This is a genomic window from Pseudomonas sp. Z1-14 (assembly GCF_051132005.1).
GTDB lineage: Bacteria > Pseudomonadota > Gammaproteobacteria > Pseudomonadales > Pseudomonadaceae > Aquipseudomonas.
Window position 1 is genome coordinate 4,985,809 of sequence record NZ_CP071646.1, and the last position, 20,396, is coordinate 5,006,204.

Genomic DNA, 20,396 nt, shown 5'->3' on the forward strand with positions numbered 1-20,396 from the left:
GCCTCAGTTCACCCAGACGCGCGCGTTGCGGAACATGCGCATCCATGGCGCGTCTTCGTTCCAGTCGTCCGAACGCCACGAGTTCTGCACGGCGCGGAACACTCGCTCCGGGTGCGGCATCATGATCGTGACGCGGCCGTCGCGGCTGGTCAGGCCGGTGATCCCGCGTGGCGAGCCGTTCGGGTTGGCCGGGTAGGTTTCGGTGACCTTGCCATGGTTGTCGACAAAGCGCAGCGACACACAACCGGACAGATCGGCTTCAAGCAATGCTTCTTCGCTTTCGAATTCCGCATGGCCTTCGCCGTGGGCAATGGCGATCGGCATGCGCGAACCGGCCATGCCCTGCAGGAAGATCGAGTTCGACTCCTGCACCTGAACCATCGCCACGCGCGCTTCGAACTGCTCGGAGCGGTTGCGCACGAAGTGCGGCCAGAACTCGCTGCCTGGGATCAGCTCGTGCAGGTTGGACATCATCTGGCAACCGTTGCACACGCCGAGGGTGAAGCTGTCGGTGCGCTCGAAGAAGCCCTGGAACGCGTCGCGGGCGCGGCTGTTGAACAGCGCCGACTTGGCCCAGCCTTCACCGGCACCCAGCACGTCGCCGTAGGAAAAGCCGCCGCAAGCGACCATGCCCTTGAAGTCATTCAGGTCGACACGGCCGGCGAGGATGTCGCTCATGTGCACGTCGATCGCGTTGAAGCCGGCGCGGTCGAATGCCGCGGCCATTTCCACCTGGCCGTTGACGCCCTGCTCGCGCAGGACCGCCACTTGCGGGCGAATGCCTTTCTTGATGTAAGGCGCGGCCACGTTGTCGTTGACGTCGTAGCTGAGCTTGGCGCTCAGGCCCGGGTTGTCTTCTTCCAGGATTGCGTCGAATTCCTGCTCGGCGCAATCGGCGTTGTCGCGCAGGCGCTGGATCTGGTAGCTGGTCTCGGCCCACTGGCGCTGCAACAGGCGGCGCTGGCCTTCGAAGACGGTGTCGCCGTTGAAGGTGATGTTGATGTGGGCGTTGTTGATCGGCTGGCCGATCACCGAGACGCACTCGGCCAGGCCGGCGGCGCTGAACTGGGCGAGGATATCCGGGGTGGCATCCTGACGAACCTGGATCACCGCACCGAGCTCTTCGTTGAACAGGATGGCCGGGATTTCGCTGGCCGATTCGGCCACGCTGTCCAGGGTCAGGTTCAGGCCGCAGTGGCCGGCGAAGGCCATTTCCATCACGGTGGTCAGCAAGCCGCCATCGGAACGGTCATGGTAGGCCAGCAGATGACCGTCGGCGTTGAGGCCCTGGATCACGGCGAAGAACGCCTTCAGGTCTTCGGCATCGTCGACGTCCGGGGCTTGCGAGCCGAGCTTGCCATGCACCTGGGCCAGGATCGAGGCGCCCATGCGGTTCTGGCCACGGCCCAGGTCGATGAGGATCAGATCGGTGGTGCCCTTGTCCATGCGCAGTTGCGGGGTCAGGGTCTGGCGGATGTCGGTGACCGGGGCAAAACCGGTCACGATCAGCGACAGCGGCGAGGTGACGCTCTTGTCCACGCCTTCATCGTTCCAACGGGTGGCCATGGACATGGAGTCCTTGCCCACCGGAATGGTGATGCCCAGCTCAGGACACAGCTCCATGCCGACAGCCTTGACGGTGTCGTACAGGCGGGCGTCTTCACCAGGGTGACCGGCGGCGGACATCCAGTTGGCCGATAGCTTGATGTCGGAGATCCTGCCGATGCGCGAGGCCGCGATGTTGGTCAGGGTCTCGCCGATCGCCATGCGGCCCGACGCCGGAGCGTCCAGCAGCGCCAGCGGGGTACGTTCGCCCATGGCCATGGCTTCGCCGGTGTAGACGTCGAAGCTGGTGGCGGTCACGGCCACGTCGGCCACCGGCACCTGCCATGGGCCGACCATCTGGTCGCGCGCCACGAGGCCGGTGATGCTGCGGTCGCCAATGGTGATCAGGAAGCTCTTGCTCGCCACGGCCGGGTGATGCAGGACGCGCTCGATGGAGTCGGCGATGTCGAGGGTGGACGGATCGAAATCATCCCCCAGCTCGGCTTCGCGGACGGCCGAACGGTGCATGCGCGGGGCTTTGCCCAGCAGCACTTCCAGCGGCATGTCCACCGGGCTGTTGCCGAAATGACTGTCGGTGACGGTCAGCTGCGGTTCGGCGGTGGCTTCGCCGACGACCGCGAACGGGCAACGCTCACGCTCGCAGATTGCCTTGAAGCGCTCGAAGTCGGCGGGGCCGACCGCCAGGACGTAACGTTCCTGGGATTCGTTGCTCCAGATTTCGTGCGGGGCCATGCCCGGCTCGTCGTTCGGAATGTTGCGCAATTCGAAGCGACCACCACGACCGCCGTCGTTGACCAGCTCCGGGAAGGCATTGGACAGGCCGCCCGCGCCGACGTCATGGATGAAGCTGATGGGGTTCTGCTCGCCCAGCTGCCAGCAACGGTCGATGACTTCCTGGCAGCGACGTTCCATTTCCGGGTTTTCGCGCTGGACCGAGGCGAAGTCCAGGTCCGCCGAGCTGGTGCCGGTGGCCATGGAGGAAGCGGCGCCGCCGCCCAGGCCGATCAGCATGGCCGGGCCGCCGAGGACGATCAGCTTGGAGCCGACCAGGATCTCGCCCTTCTGTACGTGTTCGGCGCGAATGTTGCCCATGCCGCCAGCGAGCATGATCGGCTTGTGATAGCCACGAACCTCTTCACCGCGCGGGGTGTTGATGGACTGCTCGAAAGTACGGAAGTAACCGGTCAGGGCCGGACGGCCGAATTCGTTGTTGAATGCCGCGCCGCCGAGCGGGCCTTCGATCATGATGTCGAGGGCAGTGACGATGCGCTCAGGCTTGCCGTAGGGCTTTTCCCACGGCTGTTCAAAACCCGGGATCTGCAGGTTCGACACGGTGAAGCCGGTCAGGCCGGCCTTGGGCTTGGCACCACGGCCGGTGGCACCTTCGTCGCGGATCTCGCCACCGGAACCGGTGGACGCGCCCGGGAACGGGGCGATGGCGGTCGGGTGGTTGTGGGTCTCGACCTTCATCAGGATGTGCACCGGCTCCTGGACCGCACCGTACTGGCGGGTCTCAGGGTTCGGGTAGAAGCGACCGGCAACGTTGCCGACGATCACCGCCGCGTTGTCCTTGTAGGCCGACAGCACACCTTCGTTGTGCATCTGGTAGGTGTTCTTGATCATGCCGAACAGGCTTTTTTCCTGGCTCTGGCCGTCAATGTCCCAACTGGCGTTGAAGATCTTGTGGCGGCAGTGCTCGGAGTTGGCCTGGGCGAACATCATCAGTTCGATGTCATGCGGGTTGCGCTTGAGACCTTGGAAGGCGTCGACCAGGTAATCGATCTCGTCTTCGGCCAGGGCCAGGCCCAGCTCGGCGTTGGCTTTTTCCAGCGCGGCGCGGCCACCGCCCAGCACGTCGATAGCGGTCAGCGGCTTGGGTTCGGCGTGGCTGAACAGGCCAGCGGCCTGCTCCAGGTTGCCCAGAACGACCTGGGTCATGCGGTCATGCAGGCCATCGGCAATCAGTTGGGCCTCGGCCTCGCTGAACTCACCGGTGACATAAAAGGCAATGCCGCGCTCCAGACGCTGGATTTTCGCCAGGCCGCAATTGCGCGCAATATCGCTGGCCTTGCTCGACCACGGCGAAATGGTGCCGAAACGCGGCAATACCAGGAACAGACGACCGGTCGGCTCCTGGACGGGAACGCTGGGACCGTACTTCAGAAGGCGCGCGAGCACCTGCTGTTCGTCGCCGGTCAAACCGCCGGTGACTTCGGCGAAGTGAGCGAATTCAGCATACAAGCCACTGACAGCCGGAACGCATCGGTTCAGTTGCTCAAGGAGTTTGCTGTGGCGAAAGGCAGAAAGGGCAGGAGCGCCGCGCAGGATCAACATCTTCGGGACAGCCTCGGGAAGGGGGTGTGCTTTGAGGCCGTGCATTCTAGCCTAAACCGCTGGCAACGGCACCCGAAACGCTACGTGCGATGCCAGCCGGACGTCGGTCATCCCTTGGACGGCTGCAGCCAGGCGTCATTGGGATAATTCAGCGGAGTTATTTTTTTCCGGCGCAACCGCCGCCGCACGCCGGCCCGCCTGTGTTGCGGACACGTTTTGCAACCTCTAGCAGACTGGCCTTTTGCTGTCGATATATGGCGGTCGAGGCCGTTTGCGTATACTGCGCAGATGTTTTCCCCAACGGCTTTGCGTCCGCGGTACGCCAGATGGCTGATCGCAACCGGACTCTTCCTGGTGCTCAGTGGTTGTGTTGAGAAACCCAACACACTGGAGCGCGTAAAGGAGGATGGCGTGCTGCGGGTGGTTACCCGGAACAGCCCCGCCACCTACTTCCAGGATCGCAATGGTGAAACCGGCTTCGAATACGAGCTGGTGAAGCGCTTCGCCGAGGATTTGGGGGTCGAGCTGAAGATCGAGACCGCCGACAACCTCGACGACCTGTTCAGCCAGGTCGGCAAGCCCAATGGCCCGGTGCTGGCCGCGGCGGGCCTGGTCAGCAGCGAACAGCGCAAGAAACAGGTACGGTTCTCCCACGCCTACCTGGAGGTTACCCCGCAGGTCATCTACCGCAACGGCCAGTCCCGCCCCACCGACGCGGCCGCCCTGGCGGGCAAGAAGATCATGGTGCTCAAGGGCAGCTCCCACGCGGAGCAGTTGGCGCAGTTGAAACAGCAGTATCCGGGAATCGAATACGAGGAATCCGACGCGGTTGAAGTCGTCGACCTGCTGCGCATGGTCGATGAAGGTCAGATCGACCTGACGCTGGTGGATTCCAACGAAGTGGCGATGAACCAGGTGTACTTCCCTAACGTGCGCGTGGCGTTCGACCTCGGCGATGCCCGCAGCCAGAGTTGGGCGGTGGGCCCCGGCGAAGACAACAGCCTGCTCAACGAAATCAACGCCTACCTCGACAAGGTGCAGAAGAACGGCACGCTGCAACGCCTCAAGGACCGCTATTACGGGCACGTCGACGTCCTCGGCTACATGGGCGCGACCACCTTCGCCCAGCATCTGCAGCAACGCCTGCCCAAATACGAGCAACACTTCAAGACCTACGCCAAGAAGGAAAAGGTCGACTGGCGCCTGCTGGCTGCCATCGGCTACCAGGAATCGCTTTGGCAACCGACGGTCACCTCCAAGACCGGCGTGCGCGGCCTGATGATGCTGACCCAGAACACCGCCCAGGCCATGGGTGTGTCCAACCGCCTCGATCCGAAGCAGAGCATCATGGGCGGCGCCAAGTACCTGGCCTATATGAAGGAGCAACTGGACGAGAGCATCGAGGAGCCGGACCGTACCTGGTTCGCCCTCGCCGCCTACAACGTGGGCAGTGGTCACCTGGACGACGCGCGCAAGCTCGCCGCCAAGGAAGGACTGAACCCGAACAAGTGGCTCGACGTGAAGAAGATCCTGCCGCGCCTGTCCCAGAAACAGTGGTACAGCAAGACCCGCTACGGCTACGCCCGGGGCGGCGAACCGGTGCATTTCGTGGCGAACATTCGTCGCTACTACGACATCCTCACCTGGGTGACGCAGCCACAGCTCGAAGGCGACCAGGTGGCCGAGGGCAACCTTCATGTACCGGGCGTGGACAAGAGCAAGCCTAACCAGGAATCTCCACAGCTCTAAAAAGCTGAACACAATTCCTGAGGCTGCGATGCACCTGTGGCGAGGGGATTTATCCCCGTTGGGGCGCGAAGCGGCCCTAAGACAGGTCGACTCAATCTGCCTGACACACCGAGGCGCCAGATTTTAGGGCTGCTGCGCAGCCCAGCGGGGATAAATCCCCTCACCACAATGGATCAGGCAAGTTAAATGAGCAGCCACATCAGGTTTTGTGGCTGCGGTCAGGACCTGGCAGCCGCCAGGATCAACGCTTTCATTTCCGCCACAGCCGACTTGAACCCGACGAACAACGCATGGGCCACCAGCGCGTGGCCGATGTTCAGCTCGTTGATGCCCTTGATGGCCGCGACGGCTTCGACGTTGTGGTAATGCAGACCATGGCCGGCGTTGACGATCAGCCCTTGGGCCAGGCCGAAGCTGACGCCGTCGGCGACCCGCTGCAGCTCATCGGCCACGTCCGTAGGTGTCTCGGCGTCGGCGTAACGGCCGGTGTGCAGCTCGATGGCCGGCGCACCGACACGCTTGGAGGCTTCGATCTGCCGTTCATCGGCATCGATGAACAGCGAGACCTCGGCGCCGATCTTCGACAGGCGCTCCACCGCCAGGCTGATCCGCGACTCCTGCCCCGCTACATCCAGGCCGCCTTCGGTGGTCAATTCCTGACGCGTCTCCGGAACCAGGCAGATGTGCGCCGGACGGATGCGTTCGGCGAACGCCATCATTTCCTCAGTCACGCCCATTTCAAAATTCATGCGAGTCTGCAGCACATCCTTGAGCAGCAGCACGTCGCGCTCCTGGATGTGTCGACGGTCTTCGCGCAAGTGCACGGTGATGCCATCGGCGCCCGCCTCTTCGGCGTCCAGTGCGGCCTTGACCGGGTCCGGGTAACGCGTACCACGGGCCTGGCGCAGAGTGGCGACATGGTCGATGTTCACGCCGAGAAGAATGCGATTGCTGGTGCTCACGAAAAGCGCTCCTGAATGGACAGAGATTCGGCCCACAGCATACGGGGAGATCAGGGCTTGCGAAACAACTCGCGACTGACCAGCGGCCGGCCGCCCAGATGAACCGCCAGGGCCTGGCGCATCAGCCGCTTGGCCGCCGCCAGCGCGCCAGGCGCTGTCCAGTCGGCTTGCGCCATGGCCAGCAACTCGACGCCGTTGAACAGTCCCGGTTGCAGCAGGTAGACCCGCTCCAGGCCTGCATCCACTTGCAGGCGATACAGACCGTCGGCCGCAATAGGATCGCCGTGCAGGTCGGCGCCCAGGGCAAAACCGTAGCCCAGGTCATCCAGCAGGCGCCATTCAAAAGAGCGCAGCAATGGCTCCAAGGGTCGACCCTCGGCCAGGGCCAGCAACGTGGCGGTGTAATGGTCGAACACGGCGGGATGGGGATCTTCGGCGGGCAGCAGGCGGATCAGCAGTTCGTTGAGGTACAGGCCACTGAACAGCGCCTCGCCATTGAGCCAGGAAGCGACGCCATTGCTTTCCATGCGCCCGACATTCTTCAACTCACCCCGGCCGCGAAACTCGACTTCCAGCGGCACGAACGGCCGCGCCAGGGTCCCGGCCTTGCCCCGAGCCCCCCGCAACACCGCCCGCAGCCGCCCTTGAGGCGTGAGGAAGTCCACCAGGGCGCTGCTTTCGCGATAGGCGCGGCTGTGGAGGACGTAGGCGGGTTGGGCGAGGGGTTGGTTGGGCGGCATCGGGGGCCTGAGTATCAGCAAGACATCAATGGATGAACAAGTCCTGTGGCGAGGGAGCTTGCTCCCGCTCGGCTGTGAAGCAGTCGTAAAATCAGGCAGCGGGGTATGTCTGGCGGAACGAAGTCGCAGGTTCTGGGGCTGCTTCGCAACCCAGCGGGAGCAAGCTCCCTCGCCACAAGAGCCCGCCCCCCAGCCAATCAGGTTACAGGTCGCCGTAACCCAGCGAGCGCAGCGCCCGCTCGTCATCGGACCAGCCGCCCTTCACCTTGACCCACAGGTTGAGCATGATCTTGGAGTCGAACAGCAGCTCCATGTCCTTGCGCGCCTCGGTGCCGATGCGCTTGATGCGCTCGCCCTTGTCGCCAATGATGATTTTTTTCTGGCCGTCACGCTCGACGAGGATCAAGGCATGGATGTGCAGGGTCTTGCCCTGCTGCTTGAACTCTTCGATTTCCACCGTGATCTGGTATGGCAGCTCGGCACCCATCTGGCGCATGATTTTCTCGCGGACCAGTTCGGCGGCGAGAAAACGGCTGCTGCGGTCGGTGATCTGGTCTTCGGGGAAGAAGTGATCGTTTTCCGGCAGGTGCTCGGCGATTACCCGCTCCAGCGCGTCGAGGTTGTGACCGTGCTGGGCAGAGATCGGGATGATCTGGGCATTCGGCAACTGCTCTTGCAACCAGCTCAGGTGCGGCATCAGCTCGGCCTTGTCTTCGATGCGGTCGGTCTTGTTCAGCGCAACGATCAAGGGACCGGTCACGTACTGGACACGCTCGAGGACCATCTGGTCTTCTTCGGTCCACTTGGTGCGGTCGACCACGAAGATCACCACGTCAACGTCCTTCAACGCCGCCGAGGCCGTCTTGTTCATGTAGCGGTTCAGGGCCTTCTCGCCACCCTTGTGCATGCCGGGCGTGTCGACGTAGATCGCCTGTACGGCGCCTTCGGTCTTGATGCCGAGCATGTTGTGGCGAGTGGTTTGCGGCTTGCGCGACGTGATCGCCAGCTTCTGGCCGAGAATGTGGTTGAGCAATGTCGACTTGCCCACGTTCGGCCGGCCAACGATGGCGACATAGCCGCAGCGGGTAACGGTTGTATCAGTCATTGCCATTCTCCACGCCCAGGGCGATCAGTGCTGCAGCGGCCGCTACCTGTTCGGCAATACGACGGCTGACGCCCTGGCCTCGGCTTTTTTCATTCAATAGGACCACTTCGCATTCGACGAAGAAGGTTCGGCAATGCGGCTCACCCTGGATATCCACCACTTCGTAGCGCGGCAGTTCGCAGCTGCGCGACTGCAGGAATTCCTGCAAGCGCGTCTTGGGATCCTTGTTGGTGTCCACCAGCGTCAGGCTGTCGATCTCGGAAGTCAGCCAGGCCAGCACACGCTCGCGGGCCATTTCCATGCCCGAATCCAGATAGATCGCGCCAATCAGCGCTTCCAGGGCATCGGCCAGGATCGATTCGCGACGAAAACCGCCACTTTTCAACTCTCCGGAGCCCAGGCGCAGGTAATCGCCTAGGTCAAAACCACGGGCCAGTACCGCCAGGGTCTCACCTTTTACCAACCGTGCACGCAAACGCGACAACTGGCCTTCCCGCGCCAGGGGGAAGCGTTCGAACAACGCCTCGCCGGCCACGAAGTTGAGGATGGCATCGCCGAGGAATTCCAGGCGTTCGTTGTTGCGCCCGGCAAAACTGCGGTGAGTCAGGGCCAGGAGCATCAGCTCCTGATCCTTGAAAGTGTAGCCGAGCTGACGCTCGAGACGGCTTAGAGAAACGCTCACGGTTTACCCACGCTGAGTTCGTGGCTGGATTCCACCGCCACGGCGACTGAGCGCCGTTGGCTTGGGACAATTAACGCTGTGTTCAAAAATGACGTCCTGACTATCGTTGGCTTCATGCCTTCGGGCAACCTTGTGCAGGCTCCAGAAATGCATTCGGCGCTGTGTTCAACAGCGCCGTGTGTGATTACTTGATCAGGCCAACCCGCGAAAAATTCGGCAGGTGACTGAGTTTGGGTTCCGGCCAGCTCATCCAGACCGCAAAGGCCTTGCCGACGATATTGCGGTCGGGGACCATGCCCAGCATGTCCCTGGGAATGTTCGGATCATCCCAGTAGCGGCTGTCGTTGGAGTTGTCGCGGTTGTCGCCCATCATGAAATAGTGCCCGGCCGGCACGGTCCACGAATGGTCCGGCGTGGCGCGGTAGCGGCTCATTTCCTTGCGGATCAGGTGTTCCGCCTCGCCGAGTTTTTCCTTGTAGAGCTCGGCACTGCCCAGCGTGCCCGGCTCGGAGCCGATCAACTGCTCGGCTACCAGTTCGCCGTTGACGAACAGACGCTTGTCGGCGGTGTAGCGAATCCTGTCGCCCGGCAGGCCGACCACACGCTTGATGTAGTTGACGTTCGGGTCGCTCGGGAAGCGGAACACCATGACATCACCCCGTTGCGGGTCGCCGATCTCGATGACTTTCTTGTCGATCACCGGCAGCCGGATCCCGTAGGAAAACTTGTTCACCAGGATGAAGTCGCCCACGTCCAGGGTCGGCTTCATCGAGCCGGACGGGATCTGGAACGGCTCCACCAGGAACGAGCGCAGCACTAGGACGATGAACAGCACCGGGAAGAACGACTTGCCGTATTCGACCAGCAGCGGTTCCTTGTTGAGCTTTTCGATGACCACGCCATCAGGCTGGCTGACGCTGCCCTGATATGAGGCAATGGCGGCCCGACGCCGAGGCGCCAGGAACAACAGATCAAGCAACGCCAACAGGCCGCAGACGAACACGGCGATCACCAGCAACAGCGGGAAATTTAGCGACATAGGACCTAACTATCCAACCTGAGCACCGCAAGGAAGGCTTCCTGTGGAATTTCCACGTTACCGACCTGCTTCATGCGTTTTTTACCGGCCTTCTGCTTTTCCAACAGCTTGCGCTTACGGCTGACGTCGCCGCCGTAGCATTTGGCCAATACGTTCTTTCTGAGTGCCTTGACGGTTGTGCGCGCCACAATCTGCCCGCCAATGGCGGCCTGGATTGCCACGTCGAACATCTGCCGCGGAATCAGCTCCTTCATCTTCTCGGTCAACGCACGACCTTTGTAATGCGCGTTGTCACGGTGCACGATCAATGCCAGGGCATCGACTTTTTCGCCGTTGATCAGCACATCCAGCTTCACCAGATTAGCCGATTGGTAACGATCGAAATGATAGTCCAGCGAAGCATAGCCGCGGCTGGTGGATTTCAGGCGGTCGAAGAAGTCCAGCACCACTTCGTTCATCGGCAAGTCGTAGGTCACCTGGACCTGCGTGCCGAGGAACAGCATGTCGTGTTGCACGCCGCGCTTCTCGATACACAGGGTAATGACGTTGCCCAGGTGTTCCTGAGGCACAAGGATATTCGCCCGCACGATTGGCTCGCGCATGTCCTCGATGGCCGACAGGTCCGGCAGCTTGGACGGGTTGTCGACGTAGATGGTCTCGCCGTTCTTGAGCAGCAACTCGAAGATTACCGTCGGCGCCGTGGTGATCAGGTCCAGGTCGTATTCGCGCTCCAGGCGCTCCTGGATGATTTCCATGTGCAGCATGCCGAGGAACCCGCAGCGGAAGCCGAAGCCCAGGGCGTCGGAGCTTTCCGGGGTGTACTGCAGGGACGAGTCGTTCAGGGTCAGTTTCTGCAAGGCTTCGCGGAAATCCTCGAAGTCATCGGAGCTGACCGGGAACAGGCCGGCATAGACCTGCGGCTGGATGCGCTTGAAGCCCGGCAGCACGTCGACGTCGGGGGTCGAGCTCAAGGTCAGGGTGTCGCCGACCGGCGCACCGTGGATGTCCTTGATGCCGGCGATGATGAAGCCGACTTCGCCGGCCTTCAGGTCGACGGTGGCGGAGTGTTTCGGATTGAACACACCGACGCTGTCCACCAGGTGGATCTTGCCGGTGGACTTGACCAGGATCTTGTCGCCCTTCTTCACGCGGCCATGGCGCACGCGAACCAGGGAGACCACGCCCAGGTAGTTGTCGAACCACGAGTCGATGATCAACGCCTGCAGCGGATCTTCGATATTGCCGGTCGGCGCCGGAATGGTAGTGACCAGGCGCTCGAGCACTTCATCCACGCCCAGGCCGGTCTTGGCGCTGCAAGTGACCGCGTCGGTGGCGTCGATGCCGATGATTTTCTCGATTTCTTCTTTCACGCGGTCCGGATCGGCCTGGGGCAGGTCGATCTTGTTCAATACCGGCATGACTTCCAGGCCTTGCTCGATGGCCGTGTAGCAGTTGGCGACCGACTGGGCCTCGACGCCCTGGCCGGCATCGACAACCAGCAGCGCGCCTTCACAGGCCGCCAGCGACCGGCTGACTTCATAGGTGAAGTCGACGTGGCCGGGGGTGTCGATGAAGTTGAGCTGGTAGGTGACGCCGTCGCGAGCCTTGTAATAGAGGGTAACGCTGTGGGCCTTGATGGTGATCCCGCGCTCACGCTCGAGGTCCATGGAGTCCAGGACCTGGGCTTCCATTTCACGCTCGGCCAGACCGCCGCACATCTGGATGAAGCGATCAGCCAGCGTCGACTTGCCATGGTCAATGTGGGCGATGATGGAGAAATTGCGGATATGACTCAAATCACTCACGGATCAACACTCAAAAAGGCTGCAGGCATGGCCCGCCGAAAAATAGCCGGGAATTGTACCTGATCCATCGTGCAAGCGTCACGTGTGGCGAGGGAGCTTGCTCCCGCTGGGCTGCGAAGCGGCCCCTCGATTATGCGCAACGGCAATGTGTCAGGCAGGCTGCAGGGGACTGCTGCGCAGTCCAGCGGGAGCAAGCTCCCTCGCCACAGAAGCCCCCCTGCCACAATAAAATGGATCAACCCGCCCGGCGCAGCAGCCAGAGCCCGGCCAGCGCGCAGACCGTGGCCGGCACCAGCACCGCGAGCAGCGGCGAGAAACCGAACACCAGGCTCGATGGCCCCAGCAGGTCCTGGGCGATACGGAAGGTGAAGCCCACCAGCACGCCGGTGAAGACCCGCTGGCCGAGGGTCACCGAGCGCAGCGGACCAAAGATGAAGGAAATCGCCATCAACACCAGGGCGGCAGTGACCAGCGGCTGCAACACCTTGACCCAAAATGCCAGCCAGTAGCGGCCATTGTTCAGGCCCTGGTCCGCCAGATAGTGGATGTAACCCCACAAACCGGTGATCGAAAGCGACTCCGGCGCCATCACGACGGTGCTGAGCAACTGCGGGCTGATCTGCACGTCCCAACGTTCCTGCGGAGCGGCGACCACCTCGGTGCGCTTGTCATGGAACAACGTGGTAGTAACGTCGGTCAGTTGCCAGTGATCCTCGGCGAAATTGGCGCGTTTGGCGAAGCTCGACGACAACAAGTGCCGCTCTTCGTCGAAGCGATACCGGGTCACGCCGTACAGCGTGCCGTTAGGCTGGACCGAGTTGATGTGGATGAACTCGTCACCCTGGCGGTGCCACAAGCCATGCTTGGCGCTTTGGGCATCGCCGCCGCCCTGGGCCAGGGAGCGATTGGCCTGGGCGGTGTTCTCGGTGGCCGGCGCGACGTACTCGCCAACCAGCAGCCCGACCAGCATCAGCACCAGCATCGGTTTCATCACCGCCCACACGATGCGGCCGATGGACACGCCGGCGGCGCGCATGATGGTCAGTTCGCTGTTGCTCGCCAGGCTCCCCAGGCCGATCAGGCAACCGATCAGCGCAGCCATCGGCAGCATGTCGTACAGGCGCCGTGGTGCCGTCAGCAACACGTAACTCGCCACGTCCAGCAATGTATAGGTATCGCTGACATCGCCCATCTCGTCGATGAACGCGAACAGGGTCGCCAGGCCAAGAATGATCCCCAGCACCGCGAGGATCGCCATGAACACGCTGCTGCCGATATAGCGGTCGAGTTTAACCACGGGCCACCTCCAGCGCGCTGCGACGACTGGCCAGCTTCAAGCGCAACGGCTCCCAATAGAGCAAGCCCAGGCCAATGACCAGGAAGATCGAATGCACCCACCACAGGCCCAGGGCCGGCGGGATCTTGCCTTTCTCCAGGGCACTGCGGGCGGAAATCAGGATGGTCAGGTAGGCCATATACAAAAGAATCGCCGGCAGCAGCTTGAGGAAACGACCCTGGCGCGGATTGACCCGCGACAGCGGGACCGCCATGAGGGTCACGATGAACACCAGCAACGGCAGCGACAGGCGCCATTGCAGTTCGGTGCGGGCGCGGATGTCATCACTGCCCAGCAGGCTGGCGGTAGGCATCGCATCGCGGTCGGTGACTTCATCGCTGACATCGGGCTTGGGCAGCAGCACACCGTAGGTGTCGTACTTGATCGCCCGGTAATCGGCCTGTCCCGGGGTGCCATCGTAGCGATAGCCGTTCTCCAGGATCAGGTAGCGGTTGCCGTCGGGGTTGATTTCCTGGCGGCCTTTCTCAGCCACCAGCACGGAAATGCCGCGGTCCTTCTTGGTGTCCGAAGAGACGTTTTTCTGGGTGATGAAGACGCCGCCGAGGTTGACCCGGTCGTCCGACAGTTGTTCGGTGTAGGTGACACGCGTCCCGTCGCGCAGGGCCTGGAAGCGCCCCGGTACCAGGGTGTCGAATTCGGTCATGGCGTCCTGCTGGTTGATCAGCAGCTGGAACTGGTTGGCGCCCTGGGGCGACAGGCTCAGGCTCAGCCAGGCCACCACCAGCGCCACCAATGTGGCCGGGAACAGAGTGATGCGAAACAGACGCTGCTGACTCATGCCGGTGGCCGACAGCACGGTCATTTCACTGTCCAGGTAGAGGCGACCGTAGGCCAGCAGGATCCCGAGGAACAATCCCAGCGGCAGGATCAGTTGCAGGAAGCCCGGCAGGCGGAACCCCATGATCAGGAACAGCGAGCCCGGATCGAGGGCGCCCGAAGCCGCCTGGGCAAGATACTTGATGAAGCGCCCGCTCATGATGATGACCAGCAGCACGGCACTGACCGCGCTCAGGGTCAGCAGGACTTCGCGGGATAGATAACGGAAGACGATCAAACCAGACACTCCACGATTGTCAGGCTAGGCGGCCAAACAAGAAACGTATCGAGCCGACGCATACTGCGAGCAGCCGAAAAAAGAGCCGCATTATCCTGTGATTGGAGGCGCCTGTCACTGCGCATGCTTTAAGCAGACGCTCCCCAGCCAAAAAAGTTAACCGTTGCGAGGGTTGTCAGCTTCGGGCGCCGGGGTTCAAACTGCGGCCTTTGTCGCCGGCAAGCTCCGGCGCTTCTTTTATATAGAAGACAGCTGTTCAGCGCGCCACTGTCGTCGCGGCGCCTGGCCTCTTGACCATTGACTCAAGGATCCGGACATGGAACTGGTTGTAAAAAGCGTCAGCCCAGAAACGTTGAAGACCGCCACGCTGGTGGTTGCCGTTGGTGAGAACCGCCAGCTCGGCGTCGTCGCCACCCAGCTCGATGCCTTGAGCGGCGGCGCCATCAGCGCCGTGCTCAAGCGCGGCGACCTGGCCGGCAAGGTCGGCCAGAGCCTGCTGCTGCACAGCCTCCCCAACCTCAAGGCCGAACGCGTGCTGCTGGTGGGCGTCGGCAAGGATGCTGAACTGGGCGACCGTCCGTTCCGCAAGATCATTGCCGGCGTCTTGGGCACCTTGAAGAACCTGGGCGGTGGCGACGCCGTGCTGGCCTTGGACGAACTGGTTGTAAAAGGCCGCGACAGCTACGGCAAGAATCGCCTGCTGGCCGAGACCCTGGTGGATGGCGAATACCAGTTCGACCAGTTCAAGAGCCAGAAAGCCGAACCCCGTGCGCTGAAAAAAATCACCCTGCTGACCATCAAGGCCGCCCAGGCCGAAGTCCAGCGCGCCGTGACCCACGCCACCGCGATCGCCAACGGCATGGCCTTCACCCGCGACCTGGGCAACCTGCCGCCGAACATCTGCCACCCGACCTTCATGGGTGAACAGGCCAAGGCACTGGGCAAGGAATTCAAGGGTCTGAAGGTCGAGGTCTTCGACGAGAAGAAAATCAAGGACCTGGGCATGGGTTCGTTCTATGCCGTCGGCCAGGGCAGCGCCCAGCCGCCACGCCTGATCGTGATGCAATACAACGGTGGCAAGAAATCCGAGAAGCCGTACGCCCTGGTGGGCAAGGGCATCACTTTCGACACCGGCGGCATCAGCCTCAAGCCCGGCGCCGGCATGGATGAAATGAAATACGACATGGGCGGCGCCGCCAGCGTGTTCGGCACCCTGCGCGCCGTGCTCGAGCTGCAATTGCCGATCAACCTGGTCTGCATCCTCGCCTGCGCCGAGAACATGCCCAGCGGCACGGCTTCGCGCCCGGGCGACATCGTCACCACCATGAGCGGCCAAACCGTGGAAATCCTCAACACCGATGCCGAAGGCCGCCTGGTGCTCTGCGACGCCCTCACCTATTCCGAACGCTTCAAGCCGCAAGCGGTGATCGACATCGCCACGCTGACCGGCGCCTGCGTCGTCGCCCTGGGCGCCCATACCTCGGGCCTGCTGGGCAACAATGACGAGCTGATCAGCCAACTGCTCAGCGCCGGCCAGCAGGCCGACGATCGCGCCTGGCAGTTGCCGCTGTTCGATGAGTACCAGGAACAGCTGGACAGCCCGTTCGCCGACATCGCCAACATCGGCGGCCCGAAAGCCGGGACCATCACCGCAGCGTGCTTCCTGTCGCGCTTCACCAAGAACCTGAACTGGGCGCACCTGGACATCGCCGGCACGGCCTGGACCAGCGGCGGCAAGGACAAGGGCGCCACTGGCCGTCCGGTACCCCTGCTGACCCAGTACCTGCTGGACCGCGCCAAGGCCTGACACCGATGATCGCCGGTGCGTCGCCCTCGGGTGACGCACCGGCGATTCAAGGAACGCAATGACCAAAGTCGACTTCTACATCCTGCCCAGCGCCGATCCCTCGGCGCGACTGGATTTCGCCTGCAAGCTCACCGAGAAAGCCTGGCGCATGGGCCATCGCATCTATCTGCATTGCAGCGATGCCGCTCAGCGCGAAGACCTGGACGCGCGCCTGTGGGCATTCAAGGGCGAGAGTTTCGTGCCCCACGGTCCGGCCGAAAGCGAACCCGAAGGGCTGATCGTGCTGGGGCTGGGGGAAGACTGCGGTCAGCATCAGGACCTGCTGGTCAATCTCGACCTGAAAGTGCCGGCGTTTGCCCAGCGTTTCGCCCGCGTGGCGGAAGTCGTGGTTGAAGACCCGGCCATCCGGCAAGCCGCGCGGGAGAGTTTCCGTTTCTACCGCGAACAGGGCTATGCTCTGCAAGACCACCGTTTACAGCGACTCTGAGCCTACGATGGACACTCCAAAACCGCCGCAAAAACCTGCTCACCTGCTGGATGACCTCGAGTCGATCCGCCAACTGCTCGGTGACGATACCTTGCAGCCACCGCTGTTGACCGACACGGTGGAACACGAAGCCGTGCATGACGAGCAGATTCCGCTGCTGTTCGAACCGATCAACGGCCAGCCCGAACCCAAGCCAGCCCCCAATGCCGAACCAAAAGGCCCCGACGCCCTGTTGCATCTGGACCAGGAATTGCGCGCCGCCGCCCAACTGATCCTGCAAGACGTGATCGACGATTTCGCCCCCCACATCGAAACCGAGATCAAACGCCGGCTGGATGCGCGTATGGAGCGGTTGTTGAGCCAGTACGAATAGATAACAGACCTACTGATCTTCCTCTGTGGGAGCGAGCTTGCTCGCGATGGGGCCGGCACATCCAATATAAGTGCAGGCTGAACCACCGCCATCGCGAGCAAGCTCGCTCCCACAGGGTTCACTGCCCCTATATATACCCGACGTGCCGCTCCCAGCCTGTGGCTTGCACTCGCCCCGCCCGCTATACTTCCCGGCTTTTCCTGAATAAATGCCAATAGGGTCCCGCCGCGCATGGATAAGACCTACCAGCCGCACGCCATTGAAACTTCCTGGTACAACACCTGGGAGTCCGAGAATTATTTCGCTCCGCAAGGCGCGGGCGATTCCTACACCATCATGATCCCGCCGCCGAACGTCACCGGCAGCCTGCACATGGGCCACGGCTTCAACAACGCGATCATGGACGCCCTGATCCGTTTCCGTCGCATGCAAGGCCGCAACACCTTGTGGCAGCCTGGCACCGACCACGCCGGTATCGCCACGCAAATGCTGGTGGAACGTCGCCTCGAAGCCCAGGGCCAGAATCGCCATGACCTGGGTCGGGAAAAATTCCTTGAGAAAGTCTGGGAATGGAAAGACGAATCCGGCGGCAACATCAGCCGTCAGATCCGTCGTCTCGGCTCGTCCGTGGACTGGAGCCGTGAGCGCTTCACCATGGACGATGGCCTGTCCGAAGCGGTCAAGGAAGCCTTCGTGCGCCTGCATGACGACGGGCTGATCTATCGCGGCAAGCGCCTGGTCAACTGGGACACCAAGTTGCACACGGCGATTTCCGACCTCGAAGTGGAGAACCACGACGAGAAAGGTTTCCTGTGGAACCTGAAGTACCCGCTGGCCGACGGCGCCAAGACCGCCGAAGGCAAGGATTACCTGATCGTCGCCACCACGCGTCCGGAAACCATGCTGGGCGACTCCGCCGTAGCGGTGAACCCGAACGACGAGCGCTACCAGGCGCTGATCGGCCAGTTCGTCGAGCTGCCGCTGGTTGGCCGTCGCATCCCGATCATTGGCGACGATTACTGCGACCCCGAATTCGGCACCGGCTGCGTGAAAATCACCCCGGCCCACGATTTCAACGACTATGAAGTCGGCAAGCGCCACAACCTGCCGCTGTTGAACATCTTCGACAAGAACGCCAATGTCCTGCCAGCCGCCCAGGCATTCAACCTCGACGGCACCCTGAACGAAAGCGTCGACGGCCAGATCCCGGCCGAATACGCCGGCCTGGACCGTTTCGAAGCGCGCAAGCAGATCGTTGCTGCGTTCGACGCCGCCGGCCTGCTGGTCAGCGTTGACGACCATGGGCTGAAAGTCCCGAAAGGCGATCGCTCTGGCACCATCATCGAGCCGTGGCTGACCGACCAGTGGTACGTGTCGACCAAGCCGCTGGCCGAGCCGGCGATTGCCGCCGTGGAAGACGGCCGCATCCAGTTCGTGCCCAAGCAATACGAAAACATGTACTTTTCTTGGATGCGCGACATCCAGGATTGGTGCATCAGCCGCCAACTGTGGTGGGGCCACCGCATCCCGGCCTGGTACGACGAGTCGGGCAAGGTCTACGTCGGTCGCGATGAAGCCGAAGTCCGCGCCAAGCACAACCTTGGCCCGGACGTAACGCTGGCGCAGGACAACGACGTTCTCGACACCTGGTTCAGTTCGGGCCTGTGGACGTTCTCGACCCTGGGCTGGCCGCAACAGACCGAGTTCCTGAAGAAATTCCACTCCACCGACGTGCTCGTCACCGGCTTCGACATCATTTTCTTCTGGGTCGCCCGGATGATCATGCTGACCATGCACCTGGTGAAGAACGAGGACGGCACGCCGCAAGTGCCGTTCAAGACTGTCTACGTCCATGGCCTGGTGCGCGACGGCCAGGGCCAGAAGATGTCCAAGTCCAAGGGCAACGTCCTCGACCCGCTGGACATCATCGACGGCATTGACCTGGAAACCCTGGTGCAGAAACGCACCTCGGGCCTGATGCAGCCGAAACTGGCGAAGAAGATCGAGAAGGCCACCCGCGAAGAATTTGCCGAGGGCATCGCCAGCTACGGCACCGACGCTCTGCGGTTTACCTTCTGCTCGCTGGCATCCACCGGTCGCGACATCAAGTTCGACATGGGCCGCGTCGAAGGCTATCGCAACTTCTGCAACAAGATCTGGAACGCCGCGCGTTACGTGCTGGACAAGGGCGAAGACTGCGGCCAGAACGGCGAAACCTACGAGCTGAGCCTGGCTGACCGCTGGATCATTTCGCAACTGCAACGCACCGAAGCCGAAGTGACCCGCCAGCTCGACCAGTTTCGTTTCGACCTGGCCGCACAAGCGCTTTACGAGTTCATCTGGAACCAGTATTGCGACTGGTACCTGGAACTGTCCAAGCCGGTACTGTGGGACGAAAACGCACCGGTCGAGCGCCAGCGCGGCACCCGTCGCACCCTGGTTCGCGTATTGGAAGTGGCCCTGCGCCTGGCGCATCCGTTCATGCCGTTCATCACCGAGGAAATCTGGCAGCGCGTCGCACCGCTGGCCGGTGCCCAGGGCAAGACGATCATGCTGCAACCGTGGCCGGTGGCCAACGAAAGCCGCATCGATCCGGCAGCCGAAGACGACATCGAGTGGCTGAAGACCTTCATGCTCGGCCTGCGCAACATCCGCGCCGAAATGAACATCGGCCCAGGCAAACCGCTGACCCTGTTCCTGAAAAACGCCAACGCCGAAGACCTGCGCCGTCTCAACGAGAACGAAGCGCTGCTCAAGAAGCTGGCGAAACTGGAATCGGTGACGGTACTGGCTACGGGCGAAGAAGCACCGCTGTCAGCCACCGCCCTGGTTGGCGAGATGGAAGTGCTGGTGCCAATGGCCGGCCTGATCGACAAGGCCGCCGAACTGGCGCGCCTGGACAAGGAAATCCTGCGTCTGAAGGGCGAAGTCCAGCGCGTCGGCGGCAAGCTGTCGAATGCCGGTTTCGTCGACAAGGCACCGGCCGAAGTCATCGAGAAGGAGCGGGCCAAACTGGCCGAGGCCGAACAGGCCCTGGGCAAGCTGGCCGAGCAGCACGCGCGGATTGCCAGCCTGTAACGGTGGCATGTAACTGAAAAAGGAGGCCCTGGTGGCCTCCTTTTTTCTGCCTGCTCCATCCTTCAGACAATAGAGAACCTGTGGGAGCGAGCTTGCTCGCGATAGCGGCAGGTCAGCCAATTTATATGCCAGCTGATACACAGCCATCGCGAGCAAGCTCGCTCCCACACAAGCTTGCCTCCACATTTAATTCGCGCAGCCATCAACGCCGAATGTGGGACAATGCCCGCCACTTTTTGAGCCAGCCCTGAATCGACC

General features: G+C 62.2%; 14 protein-coding genes. 5 read left to right on the forward strand and 9 right to left on the reverse strand.

The window, feature by feature from the left end; all coding sequences use genetic code 11:
- Positions 1–3: 3 nt before the first annotated feature.
- Positions 4–3,900: a phosphoribosylformylglycinamidine synthase gene (gene purL / locus J3P89_RS23045; RefSeq protein ID WP_434695752.1), complete on the reverse strand. Its 3,897-nt coding sequence runs from the start codon at positions 3,898–3,900 to the stop codon at positions 4–6.
- A gap of 288 nt (positions 3,901–4,188) precedes the next feature.
- On the opposite strand from purL, the gene mltF reads away from it, so the two are divergent.
- Entirely contained in the window at positions 4,189–5,649 is a 1,461-nt protein-coding gene (gene mltF / locus J3P89_RS23050; RefSeq protein WP_305496550.1) for a membrane-bound lytic murein transglycosylase MltF, read from the forward strand.
- Between the two features lie 218 nt (positions 5,650–5,867).
- Here the strand turns inward: mltF and pdxJ are convergent, their stop codons facing one another.
- From pdxJ to lptF, 8 genes are all read right to left on the reverse strand, one after another.
- The gene (gene pdxJ, locus J3P89_RS23055) at positions 5,868–6,611 is read right to left on the reverse strand and encodes a pyridoxine 5'-phosphate synthase (RefSeq protein ID WP_434695753.1); all 744 of its coding nucleotides are present in this window, start codon (positions 6,609–6,611) and stop codon (positions 5,868–5,870) included.
- A 50-nt stretch (positions 6,612–6,661) separates the two neighbouring features.
- The gene (gene recO / locus J3P89_RS23060) at positions 6,662–7,351 is read right to left on the reverse strand and encodes a DNA repair protein RecO (RefSeq protein WP_434695754.1); all 690 of its coding nucleotides are present in this window, start codon (positions 7,349–7,351) and stop codon (positions 6,662–6,664) included.
- Between the two features lie 202 nt (positions 7,352–7,553).
- The gene (gene era, locus J3P89_RS23065) at positions 7,554–8,456 is read right to left on the reverse strand and encodes a GTPase Era (RefSeq protein WP_072345611.1); all 903 of its coding nucleotides are present in this window, start codon (positions 8,454–8,456) and stop codon (positions 7,554–7,556) included.
- Positions 8,449–9,138, reverse strand: a complete 690-nt coding sequence (gene rnc / locus J3P89_RS23070) for a ribonuclease III (RefSeq protein ID WP_030139612.1) — start codon at positions 9,136–9,138, stop codon at positions 8,449–8,451. Before rnc ends, era begins: the two co-directional genes overlap by 8 nt.
- 184 nt (positions 9,139–9,322) lie before the next feature.
- Positions 9,323–10,177, reverse strand: coding sequence for a signal peptidase I (gene lepB / locus J3P89_RS23075; protein ID WP_305496556.1), 855 nt, complete (start codon positions 10,175–10,177; stop codon positions 9,323–9,325).
- Between the two features lie 5 nt (positions 10,178–10,182).
- Complete coding sequence (gene lepA, locus J3P89_RS23080) at positions 10,183–11,982, reverse strand: translation elongation factor 4 (protein ID WP_434695755.1); 1,800 nt, start codon at positions 11,980–11,982, stop codon at positions 10,183–10,185.
- Positions 11,983–12,217: 235 nt separating this feature from the next.
- Positions 12,218–13,279 (reverse strand): LPS export ABC transporter permease LptG, encoded by a 1,062-nt coding sequence (gene lptG / locus J3P89_RS23085; protein WP_434625877.1) that lies wholly within the window; start codon positions 13,277–13,279, stop codon positions 12,218–12,220.
- Positions 13,272–14,393, reverse strand: a complete 1,122-nt coding sequence (gene lptF, locus J3P89_RS23090) for an LPS export ABC transporter permease LptF (RefSeq protein WP_434625879.1) — start codon at positions 14,391–14,393, stop codon at positions 13,272–13,274. Before lptF ends, lptG begins: the two co-directional genes overlap by 8 nt.
- Before the next feature lie 316 nt (positions 14,394–14,709).
- Here lptF and J3P89_RS23095 point away from each other — a divergent pair, with 316 nt between their 5' ends.
- The 4 genes from J3P89_RS23095 to J3P89_RS23110 all read left to right on the forward strand — a co-directional run bounded on the left by J3P89_RS23095 (position 14,710) and on the right by J3P89_RS23110 (position 20,138).
- On the forward strand, positions 14,710–16,200 hold the full coding sequence (locus J3P89_RS23095; RefSeq protein WP_434569699.1) for a leucyl aminopeptidase: 1,491 nt from the start codon (positions 14,710–14,712) through the stop codon (positions 16,198–16,200).
- Between the two features lie 58 nt (positions 16,201–16,258).
- Entirely contained in the window at positions 16,259–16,687 is a 429-nt protein-coding gene (locus tag J3P89_RS23100; RefSeq protein ID WP_305496566.1) for a DNA polymerase III subunit chi, read from the forward strand.
- Between the two features lie 7 nt (positions 16,688–16,694).
- Positions 16,695–17,060, forward strand: coding sequence for a DNA polymerase III subunit chi (locus J3P89_RS23105; protein ID WP_434625881.1), 366 nt, complete (start codon positions 16,695–16,697; stop codon positions 17,058–17,060).
- Positions 17,061–17,291: 231 nt separating this feature from the next.
- Positions 17,292–20,138: a valine--tRNA ligase gene (locus tag J3P89_RS23110; RefSeq protein WP_434695756.1), complete on the forward strand. Its 2,847-nt coding sequence runs from the start codon at positions 17,292–17,294 to the stop codon at positions 20,136–20,138.
- Positions 20,139–20,396: the final 258 nt, after the last annotated feature.